Source organism: Nonomuraea sp. NPDC005730 (assembly GCF_040630865.1).
Lineage (GTDB): Bacteria > Actinomycetota > Actinomycetes > Streptosporangiales > Streptosporangiaceae > Nonomuraea.
This window is the reverse complement of sequence record NZ_JBEXYK010000043.1, coordinates 33,998-51,238: the sequence shown is the minus strand read 5'-3', so window position 1 is coordinate 51,238 and position 17,241 is coordinate 33,998. Positions and strand designations below refer to the sequence as shown.

Below are 17,241 nucleotides of genomic sequence, written 5' to 3'. Positions count from 1 at the left end.
TCGCTTGACACGGGCTGACAGACGCGCGGACGCGCGGCCGGCCCCGTCGCGTCACCCCGGGGAAGAGGCAGCGTTGTCCGAACCGCACCACGACGTTCTCCAGGAGTTCGCCCGGACGGCCGGGCGCCATCCCGGCCGTCCGGCCCTGGTCCACGACGGTCGCACCGTCACCTACGCCGAGCTGGCCGCGTGGGTCCGCGCGACGGCCCGGCGGCTCGGGCCCGATCCCGGGGCGGTGGGCGTGCCGGCGTCCCGCACGCCGGGGACCGTGGCCGCGCTGCTCGGCACGCTGGCGGCGGGCGGCGCGTACGTGCCCGTCGACCCGGCGCACCCGCGGGCCCGCCGGCAGGCGATGCTGGCGGCGGCCGGCTGCCGCACGCTGGTCGCGTCCGGGCCGGACGCCTGGGCCCCGGACAGCGTGCGGGTGATCGAACCGCCCGATCACGGCGACCCCGACGGCGACCCCGACGGCGACCCCGACGGCGACCCCGACGGCGACTTCGACGGCGGCCCGGCGGGTGAGTTCCCGGGGGACGCGCCCGCGTACGTCCTGTTCACCTCCGGTTCGACCGGCGCGCCCAAGCCCGTGGTGACGCCCAGGCGGGCGATCTCCGTCGTGACGGGGGCGCTGCGCGAGCTGTTCGGCATCACCCCGGCCGACCGGGTGCTCCAGTTCGCCTCGCTGAACTGGGACACCTGCCTGGAGGAGATCCTGCCCGCCCTGACCGGCGGGGCGGCGCTGGTCTTCCATGACGGCGCGCACTCGGGCTCGTTCCGCCGGATGTTGCGCGCGGTCGCCGACGAGCGGATCAGCGTGCTGGACCTGCCCACGGCGTTCTGGCACGAGCTGGTACGGCACCTGGCCGACGAGGGGGCCGCACTGCCCCCGTGCGTCCGGCTGGTGATCATCGGCGGCGAGGCCGTCAGCCCGTCGCGCCTGGCGGACTGGCGGGCCCTGGACACCGGCGGCGTCCGCCTGCTCAACACCTACGGGTGCACGGAGACCACCCTCATCACGCACGCGATCGACCTGCACGGCCCGATGGCCGGCGGGGTCGCGGGGGAGCGGGATTCGGTGGCGGGGGAGCGGGTGCCGATCGGGTGGGCGCTCGCGCACGTCGAGCAGCGGGTGAGCGCGGAGGGCGAGTTGCTGGTCGGCGGGCCGGCCCTGGCGCTGGGCTACCTGGGCCTGCCGGAGGCGACCGCCGCCCGCTTCGTCACCCCCGAGCCGGGCGCCGGGCGGTTCTTCCGCACCGGGGACCGGGTCGCCGTGACCGGCGGCGGGGCGCTCGTCCACGAGGGACGGCTCGACCACGAGCTCAAGATCCGGGGCATCCGGGTGGACCCGGCCGAGGTCGAGGCGCACATCGCCGGCCATCCGGGCGTGGGCGCGGTGGCGGTGGCGGGCGTCACGGTCGCCGATCACACCACGCTCGCCGCGTACGTCGTGCCCCGCCCGCAGCCCGGCCGGGACGCCGAGCACGGGCTGGCCGCCGAGGTCCGGGACTACCTGCGGGACCGGGTGCCGGGCCACCTGGTGCCCAGCCGGATCACCGTCGTGCCCGAACTGGCCTACACCACCAGCGGAAAGGTCGACCGCGCCGGTTCGCACCGGCGCTACACCACCAACTGAAGGAGATCATGCACGTGGACGTCACCGCCGTCTCTGACATCTTCCGGCGGGTACTGGAAAACCCCGAAATAACGGATGATTCCGACTTTTTCGTCTTGGGTGGGGATTCGCTGCTCGCCACCCGCGTCCTCAGCGCGATCGCCCGCGACGGCGGCGCCGAGCTGGACTTCGACGACTTCCTCGACGCGCCCACCCCGGCCGCGCTGGCCAAGAAGATCGCGAGCCTGGCATGAGGGTCGTCGTCGTGGGAGCGGGCCTCGCGGGGCTCACCGCCGCCGCCGACCTGGCCGCGACCGGCGCCGAGGTCACCGTGATCGAGGCCAGGGACCGCGTCGGCGGGCGTACGCACGGCATCGAGGTCGCCCCCGGCGGCTGGGCCGACGCGGGCGCGGCGTACCTGGGGGAGCGGCACACCGCGCTGACGGCCCTGCTGGCCGAGCTGGACCTGAAGACCACCCCGGCCACGGTGGGCGGCGCGGCCAGGTTCGCGCTCGGCGGCGAGCCCGGGACCGGCCGGTTCCCGCCCCTGTCGGCGGTCGCGCTGGGCGGCCTGTTCGACGCGCTGGAGGAGCTGGCCGCCGCCGTCCGCCCGGAGGCTCCCTGGCTGTCGCCGGACGCCGCCCGCCTGGACGCCACCACGGCGGCGGACTGGGCCGCCGAGCACCTGACGCATCCGGACGCGCGGCTGTTCTTCCCGCTGTTCGCCGGCGAGATGATGGCCGCGGACCCGGCGGACGTGTCCGTCCTGCACCTGGCCTTCTACCTGCGCTCGGGCGGCGGCCTGCGCTACCTGAACGCCTTCGCGGGCGGCGCGCAGGAGGACCGGATCGACGGCGGCGCCCACCAGGTGTGCCTGCGCCTGGCCGCCCGGCTCGGTGACCGGGTGCGCCTGGGCGAGCCGGTGCGCGCGGTCCACCAGGACGCGACCGGCGTGGACGTCGTCACCGCGACCGGCCTCACCAGGGCGGACGTGGTGGTGGTCGCCGTGCCGCCGGTGCTGGCCGACGCCGTGGAGTTCCGGCCGGGCCTGCCCGCGCCGCGGTCGGGCCCCGGCACGGCGCCCGGCTGCGCGGTGAAGGTGCACCTGGTCTACCCCGCGCCGCTCTGGCGCGAGCAGGGCCTCTCGGGATGGTCGGTCAGCGCGGACGGCCCCCTGCTGTCCACCGTGGACGACTCGCCCGCGGGCGGCTCGGCGGGCGTGCTGACCGGGTTCGTGACCGGCGCGCAGGCCAAGGCGTTCGCCGCGCTGCCCCCGCACGAGCAGGCCGGGCAGGCGCGGGCCCAGGTCGCGCGGCTGTTCCCCGGGCTGCCCGCCCCGGACGCCTGCCACGTGACCGACTGGCTCGGCGAGCGGCACAGCCGGGGCTGCTACGCGGCGCTGTTCGGACCGGGCGACTGGCTGCGGCTCGGCCCGCGGCTGACGACCCCCCACCAGCGGGTGCACTGGGCCGGCACCGAGACGAGCACCGAGTTCTTCGGCCTGATGGAAGGCGCCATCCGCTCAGGACACCGGGTGGCCACGGAGATCGACGCGACCTGGAGGCACAGCCATGACTGACCGGACCCCGATCGCCCCCCTGGCCGTACGGCAGGGCTTCATGACCGAGCCCGGCCTGGGCGCCGGCAACTTCCTCGACCACGCGCTCGTGGCCAACCCCAACCGGTCGGTGCCGTTCGTCCACAGCCACCACACCGACCACCGCGGCCGGGTCGTGTTACGCGGCCACAGCCTGACCGACCTCGCGGCCCTGCGCGACCGGTACGCCACCTGGTACCACGCCAACGGCGTGCGGCCCGGCGAGCCCGTGGGCATCGTCGTCGCCGAGGGCCTGGAGCCGCTGCTGCACTTCCTGGCGCTCACCGCGCTCGGCGCCATCCCGGCGATGGTCAACGACGCCATGCGGGCCGACGTCATGGCCGGCTACCTGGAGCACGTCGGCGTGGTGGGCGTGGTCGCCGACGACACGACCCGGCTGCAGCTCGCCTACCGCAACACGCCGCGGGCCCGGCCCCGGTTCGTCGCCCTGGCGTCCGAGGTGCGGGCCCACGACGCGGCGTCGGGCGGGCTGCCGGAGCAGTACCCGTACCGGCACGAGCCGGACGACGTGGTGGCGCTCATCCACTCCTCCGGCACCACCGGCACCCCCAAGTCCACCATCCTCGGACATCGCAGCTTCTGGGACGGCAAACAGCTCCGGATGGTGCGTTTCCCGGCGGAACCGTACGACCGGCTGATGTCGCTCATGCCGCACACGCACGCGGGCGGGCTCAGCTACTTCCTCACCGCGGTGCTGCTCGGGCTGCCGACCGTGATCATGTCGGACTGGCGGCGGGCCGGGGTGGAACCGGTCATGGAGGCGTTCCAGCCGACCATGGTGGCCTCGTTCCCGCGCACGTTCGTCGAGCTGGCCACCGGCGAGCTGCCGGTCAGGGGCGCGGCCAGGGTGCACTCCTGGTTCAACACCGGCGACAGCGCCCACTACGGCCACATCCGGCGGCTCGTCCAGCTCGGCGAGCGGCCCGCGGGGCTGATCAGGTCATGGCTGCTGCCGCGCGGCGAGGCCGCCGGCGAGCCGCTGCCCGGCTCCCAGTTCGTGGACGGGCTCGGCTCCTCGGAGATGGGCATGGCGCTGTTCGGCCAGGTCACCTCCCCCGAGACGGCGCGCGCCGACCGCTGCGTGGGCAAGCCCCAGGACGCGGTGATCAAGGCCGCCGTGCTCGACGAGAACGGCCGGGAGCTGCCCGACGGCGAGGTCGGCCTGCTGGGCGTGATCACCCCGTCGCGCACCCCCGGCTACTGGAACGACGCCAGGCTGACCAGCAGCTTCGAGCTCAACGGCTACTGGCTGACCGGCGACGTCGCCCGCCGGGACGCCGAGGGCGACTTCTACCACCTCGACCGCACCGTGGACGTGATCGACACCGCGGCCGGGCCGGTCTACAGCCTGCCCGTCGAGGAGGTCCTCATCGCCGACTGCGCGGACCTCGTCCAGGACTGCTCGGTCGTCGGCGTGCCGGGGCCCGAGGGGCAGGTGCCGATCGCCGTCGTACGGGCGCAGGCCGAGGCCGCCGCGGTCACCGCCGAGGAGATCAGGGAGAAGGCCAACAAGGCGCTGGCCGACGCGGGCCTGGCCACGCTGGCCGCCGTGATCCTGGCGCGCACCGAGCAGGACTACCCGCTCGGCCCCACAGGCAAGGTGCTCAAGCGCGAGCTGCGCACCCGGCACGCGGCGCTGTTCGCCGGATGAGCCCGAACGACGACAGGTCCCGCCGCCCCGCCGCCGACGTCGAGACGGCCGCGGGGTCCGGGACCCCCGCCGACCGCCCCTACGTGTACGCGCGGCGGGCGCTCGCCGAGCCCGACTGGCGGCGGCTGCCGGGGTGGCGCGGGGTCACCGAGGCGCAGTGGCGCGACGCCCAGTGGCAGCGCGCCCACTGCGTGCGCAACGCGGCGCAGCTCCGCGCCGTGACCGGCGACCTGCTCCAGGACGCCTTCCTCGCCGACCTGGCCGCCGACGTGGCCCGGTTCGCCACCATGTCCATACTGGTCACGCCCCAGCTCCTCAACGTCATGGCGCCGGACGAGGCGGGCGATCCGGCCGCGTTCACGGCGGCGTTCCTGGCCAACCCGGTCCGCCGCTACCTGCTGCCGGTCGCCTCCGACCGGCACCCGGTCTGGCCGAGCCATCCGCGGGCCCAGCGGGACTCGCTGCACGAGGCCGAGATGTGGGCGGTGGAGGGCCTGACCCACCGCTACCCGACGAAGGTGCTGGCCGAGCTGCTGGCCACGTGCCCGCAGTACTGCGGCCACTGCACCCGGATGGACCTGGTCGGGACGTCCACCCCGCAGGTCGTCAAGGCCAGGCTCACGCTCAGGCCGGTGGACCGGCAGGAGCTGATGCTGGACTACCTCAAGCGCACGCCCGCCGTCCGGGACGTGGTGGTCTCCGGCGGCGACCTGGCGAACATGCCGTGGCCGCGGCTGGAGGCGTTCCTGCTGCGGCTGCTGGAGCTGGAGTCCGTACGCGACATCCGGCTGGCCACCAAGGCGCTGGTCGGGCTGCCGCAGCACTGGCTCCAGCCGGCCGTGGTCGAGGGCGTGGGCCGGGTGGCCGCCGTCGCGCGGGCCCGAGGGGTGAACCTGGCCGTGCACACCCACGCCAACCACGCCCGCTCGGTGACGCCGCTGGTCGCCGAGGCGGCCGGCGCCCTGCTCGCGGCCGGCGTGCGGGACGTGCGCAACCAGGGCGTGCTCATGCGCGGCGTGAACGCCACCCCGCACGACCTGCTCGACCTGTGCTTCGCCCTGCACGGCGAGGCCGGCATCCTGCCCTACTACTTCTACGTCTGCGACCTGATCCCCAACGCCGAGCACTGGCGCACCCCGCTGCACCAGGCGCGGCACCTCCAGGAGGCCATCATGGGCCACCTGCCCGGCTACGCCACGCCCCGGATCGTGTGCGACGTGCCCTACGTCGGCAAACGCTGGGTGCACCAGGCCGCCGCCTACGACCGGGAACGCGGCGTCTCGTACTGGACCAGGAGCCACGGGATCGGGCTGGAGCCGCCCGGCCCGGAGCGCCGCTTCCCCTTCTACGACCCGATCGACACCCTGCCCGAGCCCGGCCGCCGCTGGTGGGCGAGCCAGAAGGGAGAGTCATGACCCCGTTGCGCCGTTTGTGCTGGATCTTCCCCGACCGGGAGTCCACCCGGGCCACCGCGATGTGGCACCCGTTCTTCTGGGACCTGTACGAGGACGTCGCCGCCGAGCTCGGCCTGCGCTGGACCAGGAACTCCCCGGACTCGGTCACCGTGGACGCGCTGGAGCCCGGCAGGCCCCGCGTCTTCGTGGACGACGAGCCCGTCACCCCCGAGGACACGCTCTTCATCACCGCCCTGTACTCCCTGCCCTACCAGTCCATGGACGTCTTCAACCAGTACGCCCTGTACGCCGTGCTGGAGGAGGCCGGCTTCTACCTGCCGTTCCCGCCGTCCCTGTCGCCCGTGGCCAACGACAAGCTGGCCACCGTCCTGCGGCTGAGCGACTCGCCGGTGCCGCCGATCCCGACCCTGCGCATCGGCACCGGCCGGGACACCAGCAAGCACCTGTACGAGGCCGCCATCGCCGGCCTCACCTACCCGGCCCTGGTCAAGCCCGCCGGCTGGTGCGGCGGCGGCGGGGTGAACCTGGCCCGCGACTCCGAGGAGCTGCGCGGCCTGGCCAGCCTCGCCCAGGGCGGCGACACCACGCTCGTCGTCCAGCCCTACCTGGGCGACGGCACCGTGGACTACCGCGTCTACGTCGTGGACGGCGAGCCGTACGCGGTCATGAAACGCATCCCGGAGCCGGGCTCGCCGGTCGCCAACGCCAGCAGGGGCGGCACGATGGAGTTCCCGCCCGTGCCGCCCGAGCTGGCGGCGGCCACGGCGTACTTCTACGAGCGGCTGCCCATCCCGTTCTTCTGCGTCGACTTCCTGCACGACGGCGAGCGCTACTGGTTCTCCGAGCTGGAGCCCGACGGCGTGATCGCGCCCGACCTCGGCGACCCCGCCCGCACCCTCCAGCGCGACGTCACCCGCGCCCGCTGGACGGCCTACCGCGACGGCCACGCCCGCTTCCTCAAAGAACGTCCTCCGCACGGACGCCTTCCGCACGGACGCCTTCCGCACGAACCCGAGAGCTGGTGACCCCCATGACCGAATCGTTCTCGCTGACGTCCGCGGCGGCCGAGCCGCTGCTGCGCGTCCCGAGGCGCTCGCTGGAGCGGCTGAGGAGCGTGCCCGCGCTCGCGCCGCGCTACGAGGGCCACGAGAAGGTGCTCACGCTGGATGACCTGGCCGCCCTGCCGCCGCTGGTCAAGGACGACCTCAACGTCGCGCTCGCGCACCTGGAGCCCAAGGCCGGGCAGGGCGCGACCTGGCTCTTCCAGAGCGGCGGCAGCACCGGCGCGCCCAAGGTCGGCTACGCCCCCACCGGCTTCTACATGGAGGGCGTGCACCGCCATTGGCAGCCCCTGGAACCGGACGACGTCTTCGTCAACGCCTGGGGCGCCGGCCGCATGTGGGGCGCCCACTTCCTGGCCGCCGCCCTCGCCGACCTGTCCGGCTGCCGGGTCATCGCCCTGGGCTCGGTCGGCAAGGAGGAGTACGGCGACTGGCTGGGCTTCTTCGCCGACCGGAAGGTGACCGCGTTCGGCGGCACGCCCAGCGTGCTGCGGCTGTGGTTCGCCCACGCGCGGGCGGCCGGCCTGCGCCTGCCCGCGCTGCGCAAGGTGCTCTGGCTGGGCGAGGCGTGGCATCCCCAGCTCGACGAGGACCTGGCCGAGGTCGCCCCGGACGCCCGCCGCTGGGGCATGTTCGGCAGCACCGAGACCTGGGTCGCCGCCACCAACACCCCGGACTGCCCGGCCGACGTCTTCCACCCGCTGCCCGACCAGCTCGTGCACAGCGACGCCGACGAGCTGCTGGACTTCACCACCCTCAACCCCGACATGCTCAACCCGGTGCTGCGCTACCGCACCGGCGACGCCGGCCGCCTCGTCTCCTGCCCGTGCGGCCGGGACGGCAGGGCGCTGCGCATCCTGGGCCGCCGCGACTCGGTCGTCCAGGTGCGCGGCCTCGGCCTGCACGTGGACGACGTCGTCGCCCAGGCCGAGCGCCAGCCCGGCGTGCTGCGCGCCCAGGTCCTGGTCACCGAGCGGCAGGGCCGGGTCTCCGGCGTGGACGTGCTGCTGCTGACCGGCTCCGCGACCCCGCCCGACCTGCCCGAACGGCTGCGCCGCGACCTCCTGGCCGGCACCTTCACCCTCAGCACGGCCTTCCAGCACGACCCCGGCTCCTTCCGGGTGCGGACGGTGGACGCGCTGATCGGCAACGACCGCACCGGCAAGACCTCCTCCTTCGTCGTACGGGAGGAGCAGTGAGGATGCCGGGGTCGCTCGGCAGGGAGTTCGGCCTCTACTGGAGCGGCCAGACGGTGAGCCTGCTCGGCGACCGGATCACCGTGTTCGTCGTCCCGACGTTGATGATCTTCGTGTTGCACGCCTCCGCGCTGGAGGTCGGCATCGTGGCCATGGCCCAGTACCTCGGCATCCCGCTGCTGGGGCCGATCGCCGGGGTGCTGGTGGACCGGTGGGACAAGCGGCTGACCATGGTCGTGTGCGACCTCGTCCGGCTGGTGGCGGTGGGGGTCATCCCGGTCGCGTACTGGTGCGGGGTGCTCTCGACGCCGGTGTTGTTCGTGTGCGTGGCGCTGATCAGCGGCGCGACCATCTTCTTCAACATCGGCTACCTCGTCGCCGTGCCCACGACCGTGCCGCAGGACCGGCTGGTGCGGGCGTACTCGCGGCTGGAGGGCAGCAGCACGGTGTCGGAGGTGGCCGGGCCGTCGATCGCGGCGGGCCTGTACCACCTGCTCGGCGTCGCCTCGCTGCTCGTGGACGCGGCCACCTACCTGGTCTCGGCGGCGTGCCTGCGGGCCATGAAGCCGTGGGGCGTCACGACCGGGGAGCGGGTGCCGGTGCGCTCGCGGCTGATGCTCGGCTTCCGGCTGAACTGGGCCGACCCGGTGCTGCGCCGGGTGGTGCTGGCCGCGGTGGTGCTCAACTCGGGCGGGCCGGTCTTCGTCACGGTCCTGCCGGTGCTGGCCTACCAGGGGCTCGGCGTCTCGGTGGGCGTGTTCGGCGCGGCGATGTCGGCGGCGGCCGTGGGTGCGGTGCTCGGCGCGCTGGCCGCCCCGAGGATCAGCGACCGGCTCGGCCTCGGCCGGACCATGGCCTGGGCGCTGCTGCTGCACTGCCTGGTCGGCCTCGGCGTGCTGGCCGCGCCCGCGCTGCCCGCCGCGCTGGTGATCGGCGTGACGTTCGGCTGCTACGGCTTCTTCATGTCGTGCATCAACGTGTGCAGCGCGCCGATCCGGCAGTCGCGGATGGCCGCCGAGAACCAGGGCGTCATGCACGCCGCGTTCCGCACGGCGACCTGGGGGGTGATCCCGCTGGCCGCACTCGCGGGCGGGTCGGCGGTCACCCTGCTGACGCCCGCGCTGGGCGTGCTCGGCGCGGCGCAGGCCGTCATGGCCGGCGGCACGCTGCTGGCCGCGTTCTCGTTCCTGCCCGCCTCGGGGATCCAGGGCCTCATGGACCGGGCCGAGCCACGGGCGCACCTGGCGGGGAGCGCGTCATGACGACCGTGCTGATCACCGGGACCTCGTCGGGGATCGGGCTGGCCACCGCGGTGACCGCCGCGCGGGCCGGGATGACGGTGGTGGCCACCATGCGCGACCCCGGCCGGGACGGCGACCTGCGCGCGGCGGCCGACCGGGCCGGCGTCACCCTGGACGTCCGCCACCTCGACGTCACCGACCCCGCCTCGGCGCGGGCGTGCGTGAAGGGCGTGCGGGAGACGTACGGAGGGCTGGACGCGCTGGTCAACAACGCGGGCGTGGCGAACTTCGACCCCACGATGGAGATGTCCACACCGGAGGCGCTGCGCGCGAACTTCGAGGTCAACTTCTTCGGGGTGATCGAGGTCAGCCGGGTGGCGATGCCGCTGCTGCGGGCCGCCGGAGGCCGTCTGGTGACGGTCGGCAGCGTGCACGGCGTCGTGGGCCAGCCGTTCAACGAGGCGTACGCGGCGGCGAAGGCGGCGGTCGAGGGGTTCATGGAGAGCCTGGCGCCGGTCGCGGCCGCGCACGGCGTACGGGTGAGCGTGGTCGTGCCCGGCTTCGTCTCCGACACCCGGTTCGGCATTTTCCCGGACATCAACCGGAAGACGATCCGGGCCGCCTCCGGCCCGTACGCCCCCACCTTCGACGCCTACCTCGACTGGGTGTGCGGCCCCGGCTGGGAGGGCGCCGGCCAGACCTCCTGGCAGGTGGCCGACGTGATCGTGGACGCGCTGACCGCGGCCGACCCGCCCTTCCGCATCCCGACCGGCCCCTGGGTGTCGCGGTACGTGGCCGGCAAGCTCGCCGACCCCGACGGCTCGGCCGTCCAGGAGATGGCCGGATCCTGGCTCGGAGGCGCCCCATGACCGGCCCCGCGACCGACCCCGCGATCGAGCCTGTGACCGGCCCCGCGACCGACCCCGCGATCGAGCCTGTGACCGGCCCCGCGACCGGACCCGCGACCGGACCCGACCCGGCCTGCCGGGCGCTCGGCATCGCCCTGGAGGAGGCCGCCGCCGGCCGGGCCCGGCTGCGCATGCGCGTCACCGAGGACATGGTGAACGGGCACGGCGTCGCCCACGGCGGCTACCTGTTCCTGCTCGCCGACGCCGCCTTCGACCACGCCTGCAACAGCCGCGGCCCGGTCATGCTGGCCCACAGCGCCCAGGTGACGTTCCTGCGCCCGGCCGCGGCGGGCGACGTGCTGGTGGCCGAGGCCACCGAACGGGCCAGGCACGGCAGGTACGGCGTCTACGACGTCACCGTACGCCGCCCGGCCGGCGAGATCGTCGCCGAGTTCCGCGGCCACGGCGTCGTGGTCGCCGGCCGTCCCACCAGAGAAGGGAAGACCCCATGAGCGGGCATAACCGGCGGACCGGACGCTGGATCGAGCACTGGGAACCCGAGGACCCGGGGTTCTGGGCGGCCGTCGGACGCCGCGTCGCCACCAGGAACCTGATCTTCTCCATCTTCGTCGAGCATCTCGGCTTCGCGGTGTGGCTGCTGTGGAGCGCCGTCGTCGTCCTGCTGCCGAAGGCGGGCTTCCCGTTCACCGTCGACCAGCTCTTCTGGCTGGTCGCGGTGCCGAACCTGGTCGGCAGCACGCTGCGACTGCCCTACACCTTCGCCGTCTCGGCCTTCGGCGGGCGCAACTGGAACGTGGCCAGCGCCCTGCTGCTCCTGGCGCCGACGGGGCTGCTGGCCTGGCTGGTCACCGATCCGGCCAGGCCCTACTGGATGTTCCTGGCCGCCGCGGCCACGGCCGGGCTCGGCGGCGGCAACTTCGCCTCCTCCATGGCCAACGTCTCCTACTTCTACCCGGAGCGGCGCAAGGGGTTCGCGCTGGGCGTGAACGCGGCCGGCGGGAACCTGGGCGTGGCGGTCGTGCAACTGCTGATCCCGCTGGTGGCGGCGGGCGGCCTGGCGTACGCCGGGCTGGTGTGGATGCCGCTCGTCGTGGCCGCCGCGCTGTGCGCGTACCTGTTCATGGACAACCTGGCCGTCGCCAGGACCGGCTTCGGCACCCAGGGCAGGGCGTTCCTGCGTCCGCACACCTGGGTCATGTCCTTCCTGTACATCGGCACCTTCGGCTCGTTCATCGGTTACTCGGCGGCGTTCCCGCTGGTCGCCCGGTCGGCGTTCGCCGAGTCCGCCTCGCCGTACCTGGCCTTCCTCGGGCCGCTGGCCGGGTCGCTGGCGCGGCCGGTCGGCGGCTGGCTGGCCGACCGGCACGGCGGGGCCAGGGTCACCTCGTGGTCGTTCGTCGCCATGGCCGCCGGGGTCGTGGCCGCCCTGGCCGGGCTCGGACGGCACAGCTTCCCGCTCTTCCTGGGCGCGTTCCTGCTGCTGTTCGTCGCCTCGGGGGCGGGGAACGGGTCCACGTACCGGATGATCCCGGCCATCTTCACCGCGCAGGCCCGGCACGGGTCGGCGGACGTGCGGCTGCGGGCCAGGCGCGAGGCCGCGGCGGCCATCGGCATCGCCTCCGCGGTCGGCGCGTTCGGCGGGTTCCTCATCCCCCGGGGCTTCGCCGTCTCGCTGGCCGGGTCGGGTTCCGTCGCGCCCGCCCTCCAGGTGTTCATCGGCGCCTACGCCGTCTTCCTGGCCACCAACTGGTGGTTCTACCGCCGCCGGGTGCTGGCGCGGGTCCCGAGCCTCGCCCACAGCCGGATCTGAGCATCGACGACCAAGGAGTGACCCATGCCCGCCAAGTCCCTGCGTGACCTGATCGGCTTCGCCCGCCGGCACTCGCCGTTCTACGCCGAGATCTACCGCGACCTGCCCGACGGCGTGGACGACCTCACCGCGCTGCCGATCATCGACCAGAACGCCTTCTGGGCCGCCAACACCTATCCGGACAACAGGCTGCTGACCGGCCCCCTGACCGACGCCGGCGTCTACGCCTCCGGCGGCACCACCGGAGCGCCCAAGTTCTCCCCCTGGACGCGCGCCGAGCACGCCGACTCGGTGACCGCGTTCGGCGCCGGCATGGTGCGGGCGGGCCTGCGGCCCGGCCACCGGGTGGCGAACCTGTTCTCCGCCGGCGAGATGTACGGCGGCTTCCTCTACATCGAGCACGCCCTGCACAACGCCCCCGTGGAGAACGTGCGCCTGCCCATCGCCTGCCACGCCGAGGACGGCTACATCGCCGACCTGATCGGGCTGTTCGGCGTGCACGTGCTGGCGGGGCCGCCGATGAAGCTCGGCAAGGTGGCCGAGGCGGTGATCGCGCGCGGGCGCAGCGCGGACACCGTGGAGCTGCTGCTGTTCGCCGGCGACCTGCTCTTCGACGACCTGCGTCCGCAGCTGGCCAAGGCCTTCCCGGGCGCGGCGATCGCCTCGCTCGGCTACGCCTCCGTGGACGCCGGGCTGATCGGCGGCCCCGTGGCGGGCGCGGACGTGCGGGTGCACGAGGCGTTCCCCGACCGCACCCTGGTGGAGCTGATCGACGAGGTGACCGGCGACCCGGTCACCACGCCCGGCGTGCGCGGGCGGGTGGTCGTCACCAACCTGTTCAGGACGCTGATGCCGGTCATCCGCTACCCGGTCGGCGACCTCGGTGAGTGGACCGACGCGGAATGCCGGGCCTTCCGGCTGGTCGGCAGGACGTCCGAGGGGGCCAGGGTGGAGACGGTGGCGATGTCCAGCGAGGCCGTCCGGGCCGTGCTGGTCGCCGCCGACCCGGACCGGGCGATGTCGGCGATGCAGATGGTCCAGCGCCGCTGGGACGGCAAGGACGGCCTGCTGCTCCGGCTGGCCTGCGCGCAGGAGCCGCCGCCCGGCCTGACCCGGCGGCTCGTGGACGCCGTGTACGCGGCCAAGCCGCTCTACCCGAAGTCCGTCGCCGAGGGCCTGGTGCACCCGCTGACCGTCGAATGGGTGCGGCCGTCGGAGCTGGTGACGCACCCGCGTACCGGGAAGGTGCTGCAGGTGGTGGACGAGCGCCCGCACCCCTGACCCGGGCCGGAGCCTCCGGCCAAGGCCGGAGGCTCCGGATTCATCGGGATTCTTCCGCGTCGTCCGATGTTTCGTTTCTATGATGGAAACGAGCGTCCGCGGGGCGATGCTCACTCGGGCACGCACCAGCTGACGACGACCCGGCAGGTTGCTGCGATGGCGGATTCGTTCAACGACGCTCACCTTCGCCTGGTGACGAAGGAGTGCCTCCCGCTCGGGAGCGGCGACCGGCTCCCGGTCATCGTGCTGCTCGGCCCCGACGGCACCGACCGCGAGGTGTGCCTCACCCGCGTCTGGAGGAGCGTCACCAGGCCCGAGTCGCCCCGGGTGCGGGTGGACTTCCGGCTGCCGGGGCTGCGTGACGCGCCGGTGGTCAAGACCGTCGAGCGCATCGCCCACGACCTGATGGAGACCTCCAGCGTCCGGCTGCCCCGGGTGGTCTTCGCGCTGCACGTGCTGGCCCTTGACCCGCGGGACCGCTCCGACAACGAGCTGGCCGGCGAACTGGACGACCTCGTGGACGGCGGCGACCCCGAGCGGCTGTCCGACGCCCTGTCCCTGCTGCGCGACCTGCTCGGCCGCATCCCGGGGGCCGAGCCGCTGGCCGCGCTCACCTCGGTGCTCCAGTACGCCGCGCGGGGCCAGCGCCGCCGCGTGGTCAGGCTGCTCAACGACAAGGGCAGGACCTGGCTGGCCGCCCAGATGGCCAACGGCAACGTGATCGACCTGGCCAGGCGGCGGGACGGCCACGGCGGCGACCCGTCCGGGTCCGCCGGGGCGATCCTGTGCCGGGCCCTCGTGGCCGACCTCACCGACTCCTGGTCCAAGAGCCACCGCCACGCCCGCAGCTGCCTGCTGCTGCTGGAGGGGGCCGAGACCGCGGCGGGCCGCGCGCTGCTCAGGGCGCTCGGCCCGGCCAAGGGCGCCGATCCGCTGCTGGTGGTGGCGGAGTCGAAGGAATGGCTGCCGATGGGCGGCTCGTGGGCGCGTCCCGGCACGGTCGTGCCCGGCGCGGCGCACCCGCCCACGCTGGCGGAGGCGAGCTACCGCGACTGGCGGGCCGGCTACGACGCCCGGGAGCAGCCGTGGTGGTACCCCGTGCTGATGCCGCCGCTGGAGGCCGACCGGTCGCGCGCCTACGCCTCGGCCGTCCGGGAGCTGACCGGCGGCCATCCGGCCGTGACCCGGCGCCTGGGCAGGCTCGCCGCCGCCGCCCAGGACGACGACGCCTTCCGCGCCGTCGTGTGCCGCGAGGACCTGCTGCGCTGGCCCGACCGGCTGCACCTGGCCCACCTGGACGAGCTGACCGACTGGGCGGCGGCCAGGAACGTGGACGACGCGGAGAGCGCCCTGCTCAAACGGGCCGGCCGGACGCCGAACCTGCGCAACGAGCTGGCCGACCAGCTCTGGCTCGACCGCCGTCCGGAGGAACGGGACCCGCACGGCCGCTACGAGGGGGCGCGCGGCCACCAGGTCACCGTGATCCATCCGTGGCTGCGGCGGCTGCTGCTGCACCGGCTCGCCGTCACCGGCCGCTGGGACGACGTGCACCGGGACCTGGAACGATTCCACCTCGGCCCCGGAGGCGAGGAGACCCCGCGCAGCCTGCACCACCGCCTGGCCCGCGTCGGCCGGGACGACCCCGAGGGCCGTCTGGCCCACGTGGCCGAGCACCTGCACCGGCTCTTCGACCGGCTCGACGTGCGCGAGGACGGCCGCAGCCGGCTGCCGGAATGGCTGGCCGGCTTCAACGAGGTGACCACCGCCCCCAACCGGCTGCCGCTGGTCACGCCCCTGGACGAGCTGTACGACTCCCTGGTGGCGACCGCCGCCCCGCACGAGCGCGGGGACTGGCTGGTCGTGGTCAGGGCCCTGGTCGTGGACCGCTGGTTCTGGCTCGACCCGCTGCTCGACCCGTCCGGGAGCCGGGCCGAGCAGGTCGCGCGCGGGCTGCGGGACCTGGCCAGGCGGTCCACCACCAGTCCGGCGATCTTGTTACGGGAGGCCGACAGGTATGAGCGAAGACGCTGACGACCTCGGCGCGGCCGGGGCGGGCGATCCGGCGCCGGCGGAGGTCGGTGCGAACTGGGCGGCGGGCCGCCGCAACCGCGCCCTGCTCCGCAGAGCGCTGGCGGGGGTGCTCGTCGTGGCGGCCGTCGTCGTCCTCGGGCTCTATGTCAGGACGTCGCGGCTCACCGACGACGGCGACGCCTTCGGGCCCGACCTGGCCCCGGTCATGAGCCGCATCGCCGCCGAGAACGCCGCGGTGGAGAAGGAGCATCCGGACGACTACGTGACCGTCGTCGCGATGTTCCCGATGACCGGCTCGCTCACCGACATCGGCCTGAACCGGGAGAGCATCAGGCACGGCCTGGAGGGTGTCCATCTGGCGCAGGTGTGGCGCAACCGGCAGCCGTCCTCGCCGCCGTACGTGCGGGTGCTGGTCGCCAGCGACGGGCCGCAGGACTGGGAGCCGACGGTCGAGGCCGTCCGGGACCGGACCGCGGAGGAGCACATCGTGGCCGTGACCGGGCTGGGCGCCAGCACCGGCGCGACCCGCGGGACGGTCGCGAGCCTGAGCGCGAGCCGGTACGCGATGGTCTCGGCGGTCATCACCTCCGACGAGCTCACCGGCTTCCCCGGGCTGGCCCGCGTCGCGGCCCTGAACAGCGAGCAGGCCCAGGCCGGGGTGGTGCACGCCAGGAAGGTGAACCCCGGGCTCAAGGCGGTCGTGATCAAGGACCTCAACCCGGCCGACAGCTACGTCAAGACCCTCGCCCGGTTCTACACCGGCTCGCTGGCCGGCCGGGAACGCGTGATGGAGCTGTCGTTCGACTCCTCGACCAGGTTCTCCGGCACCGTGCTCGACGTCATCGCCGAGCGCGTCTGCAACTCCGGCGCGAACACCGTCCTGTACGCCGGGCGCAGCGAGCAGCTGCCCGCGCTGATGCAGGCGCTCAGCCAGCGCGAGCGGTGCGTCCGGCCGGGCGTCACCGTGATCACCGGCGACGACGCCAGCGAGATGAACCGCAAGGTCGACCTCGGCATGTGGGGGGACACCCGGATCCGGCTCTTCTACACGGCCCTGGCCCACCCGGCGAGCCTCGCGCTGCCCGGCGGCGGGGTGCTCACGGCGATCCGGGCCAGGTTCGAGGGCGACGACCCCGACAGCTTCCGGCGCATGTTCCCGCACGAGAGCCTCGACGACGGCATGGCCATCATGCACCACGACGCCATGTTCGTGGCCCTGGAGACGGTCAAGGCGTTCGCCCGGGAGCCGGACGTGCCCTCGCCGCAGGACATGGCGAACATGCTGACCAGCGGCACGGTGACGGTCGAGGGCGCCAGCGGCCCGATCAGGATCGTCGAGGGCGGCGCCCGCCAGACCAAGGAGATCCCGATCCTCCAGCTCAACCCGGACGGCACCTCGGCGTACTCGGGCCGGGTCACGGTGACGGACGGCGGTCCCGGCAGGAGCTGACCGGCT

14 protein-coding genes are annotated in these 17,241 nt (G+C 74.1%); all 14 read left to right on the top strand.

Annotation, left to right across the window (positions count from 1 at the left end; translation table 11 throughout):
- Positions 1–73: 73 nt before the first annotated feature.
- Positions 74–1,633 carry an amino acid adenylation domain-containing protein gene (locus ABZ444_RS35075; RefSeq protein ID WP_358006584.1) on the top strand — a complete coding sequence of 520 codons (1,560 nt, stop codon included), beginning with the start codon at positions 74–76 and terminating at the stop codon, positions 1,631–1,633.
- Between the two features lie 14 nt (positions 1,634–1,647).
- Positions 1,648–1,866 (top strand): acyl carrier protein, encoded by a 219-nt coding sequence (locus ABZ444_RS35070; RefSeq protein WP_358006581.1) that lies wholly within the window; start codon positions 1,648–1,650, stop codon positions 1,864–1,866.
- Positions 1,863–3,191 (top strand): FAD-dependent oxidoreductase, encoded by a 1,329-nt coding sequence (locus ABZ444_RS35065; RefSeq protein WP_358006578.1) that lies wholly within the window; start codon positions 1,863–1,865, stop codon positions 3,189–3,191. The genes ABZ444_RS35070 and ABZ444_RS35065 overlap by 4 nt, the downstream gene beginning before the upstream one ends.
- Positions 3,184–4,881, top strand: coding sequence for a class I adenylate-forming enzyme family protein (locus tag ABZ444_RS35060; protein ID WP_358006575.1), 1,698 nt, complete (start codon positions 3,184–3,186; stop codon positions 4,879–4,881). Before ABZ444_RS35065 ends, ABZ444_RS35060 begins: the two co-directional genes overlap by 8 nt.
- A complete protein-coding gene (locus tag ABZ444_RS35055; protein ID WP_358006572.1) occupies positions 4,878–6,296 on the top strand; it encodes a lysine 2,3-aminomutase in 1,419 nt (472 codons plus the stop codon). Before ABZ444_RS35060 ends, ABZ444_RS35055 begins: the two co-directional genes overlap by 4 nt.
- Entirely contained in the window at positions 6,293–7,321 is a 1,029-nt protein-coding gene (locus ABZ444_RS35050) for a hypothetical protein (protein ID WP_358006569.1), read from the top strand. The genes ABZ444_RS35055 and ABZ444_RS35050 overlap by 4 nt, the downstream gene beginning before the upstream one ends.
- A 5-nt stretch (positions 7,322–7,326) precedes the next feature.
- Complete coding sequence (locus ABZ444_RS35045; protein WP_358006566.1) at positions 7,327–8,556, top strand: AMP-binding protein; 1,230 nt, start codon at positions 7,327–7,329, stop codon at positions 8,554–8,556.
- Positions 8,557–8,558: 2 nt separating this feature from the next.
- Positions 8,559–9,815, top strand: a complete 1,257-nt coding sequence (locus tag ABZ444_RS35040; RefSeq protein WP_358006563.1) for an MFS transporter — start codon at positions 8,559–8,561, stop codon at positions 9,813–9,815.
- Positions 9,812–10,663, top strand: a complete 852-nt coding sequence (locus ABZ444_RS35035; RefSeq protein WP_358006560.1) for an SDR family NAD(P)-dependent oxidoreductase — start codon at positions 9,812–9,814, stop codon at positions 10,661–10,663. Before ABZ444_RS35040 ends, ABZ444_RS35035 begins: the two co-directional genes overlap by 4 nt.
- Entirely contained in the window at positions 10,660–11,154 is a 495-nt protein-coding gene (gene paaI / locus ABZ444_RS35030) for a hydroxyphenylacetyl-CoA thioesterase PaaI (RefSeq protein WP_358006557.1), read from the top strand. Before ABZ444_RS35035 ends, paaI begins: the two co-directional genes overlap by 4 nt.
- On the top strand, positions 11,151–12,473 hold the full coding sequence (locus tag ABZ444_RS35025) for an MFS transporter (protein WP_358006554.1): 1,323 nt from the start codon (positions 11,151–11,153) through the stop codon (positions 12,471–12,473). The genes paaI and ABZ444_RS35025 overlap by 4 nt, the downstream gene beginning before the upstream one ends.
- Before the next feature lie 24 nt (positions 12,474–12,497).
- Positions 12,498–13,754: a hypothetical protein gene (locus ABZ444_RS35020; protein WP_358006551.1), complete on the top strand. Its 1,257-nt coding sequence runs from the start codon at positions 12,498–12,500 to the stop codon at positions 13,752–13,754.
- A 156-nt stretch (positions 13,755–13,910) separates the two neighbouring features.
- Positions 13,911–15,785 carry a hypothetical protein gene (locus ABZ444_RS35015; RefSeq protein ID WP_358006548.1) on the top strand — a complete coding sequence of 625 codons (1,875 nt, stop codon included), beginning with the start codon at positions 13,911–13,913 and terminating at the stop codon, positions 15,783–15,785.
- Positions 15,769–17,235 (top strand): hypothetical protein, encoded by a 1,467-nt coding sequence (locus ABZ444_RS35010; protein ID WP_358006545.1) that lies wholly within the window; start codon positions 15,769–15,771, stop codon positions 17,233–17,235. The genes ABZ444_RS35015 and ABZ444_RS35010 overlap by 17 nt, the downstream gene beginning before the upstream one ends.
- Positions 17,236–17,241 lie beyond the last annotated feature (6 nt).

What these genes read in the sequence shown, in the direction of transcription:
- ABZ444_RS35055 (WP_358006572.1), top strand. Translation starts at nt 4,878, where the DNA reads ATGAGCCCGAACGACGACAGGTCCCGCCGCCCCGCCGCCGACGTCGAG.
- ABZ444_RS35040 (WP_358006563.1), top strand. Translation starts at nt 8,559, where the DNA reads ATGCCGGGGTCGCTCGGCAGGGAGTTCGGCCTCTACTGGAGCGGCCAG.
- ABZ444_RS35035 (WP_358006560.1), top strand. Translation starts at nt 9,812, where the DNA reads ATGACGACCGTGCTGATCACCGGGACCTCGTCGGGGATCGGGCTGGCC.
- ABZ444_RS35050 (WP_358006569.1), top strand. Translation starts at nt 6,293, where the DNA reads ATGACCCCGTTGCGCCGTTTGTGCTGGATCTTCCCCGACCGGGAGTCC.
- ABZ444_RS35060 (WP_358006575.1), top strand. Translation starts at nt 3,184, where the DNA reads ATGACTGACCGGACCCCGATCGCCCCCCTGGCCGTACGGCAGGGCTTC.
- ABZ444_RS35025 (WP_358006554.1), top strand. Translation starts at nt 11,151, where the DNA reads ATGAGCGGGCATAACCGGCGGACCGGACGCTGGATCGAGCACTGGGAA.
- ABZ444_RS35010 (WP_358006545.1), top strand. Translation starts at nt 15,769, where the DNA reads ATGAGCGAAGACGCTGACGACCTCGGCGCGGCCGGGGCGGGCGATCCG.
- paaI (WP_358006557.1), top strand. Translation starts at nt 10,660, where the DNA reads ATGACCGGCCCCGCGACCGACCCCGCGATCGAGCCTGTGACCGGCCCC.
- ABZ444_RS35045 (WP_358006566.1), top strand. Translation starts at nt 7,327, where the DNA reads ATGACCGAATCGTTCTCGCTGACGTCCGCGGCGGCCGAGCCGCTGCTG.
- ABZ444_RS35065 (WP_358006578.1), top strand. Translation starts at nt 1,863, where the DNA reads ATGAGGGTCGTCGTCGTGGGAGCGGGCCTCGCGGGGCTCACCGCCGCC.
- ABZ444_RS35015 (WP_358006548.1), top strand. Translation starts at nt 13,911, where the DNA reads ATGGCGGATTCGTTCAACGACGCTCACCTTCGCCTGGTGACGAAGGAG.
- ABZ444_RS35020 (WP_358006551.1), top strand. Translation starts at nt 12,498, where the DNA reads ATGCCCGCCAAGTCCCTGCGTGACCTGATCGGCTTCGCCCGCCGGCAC.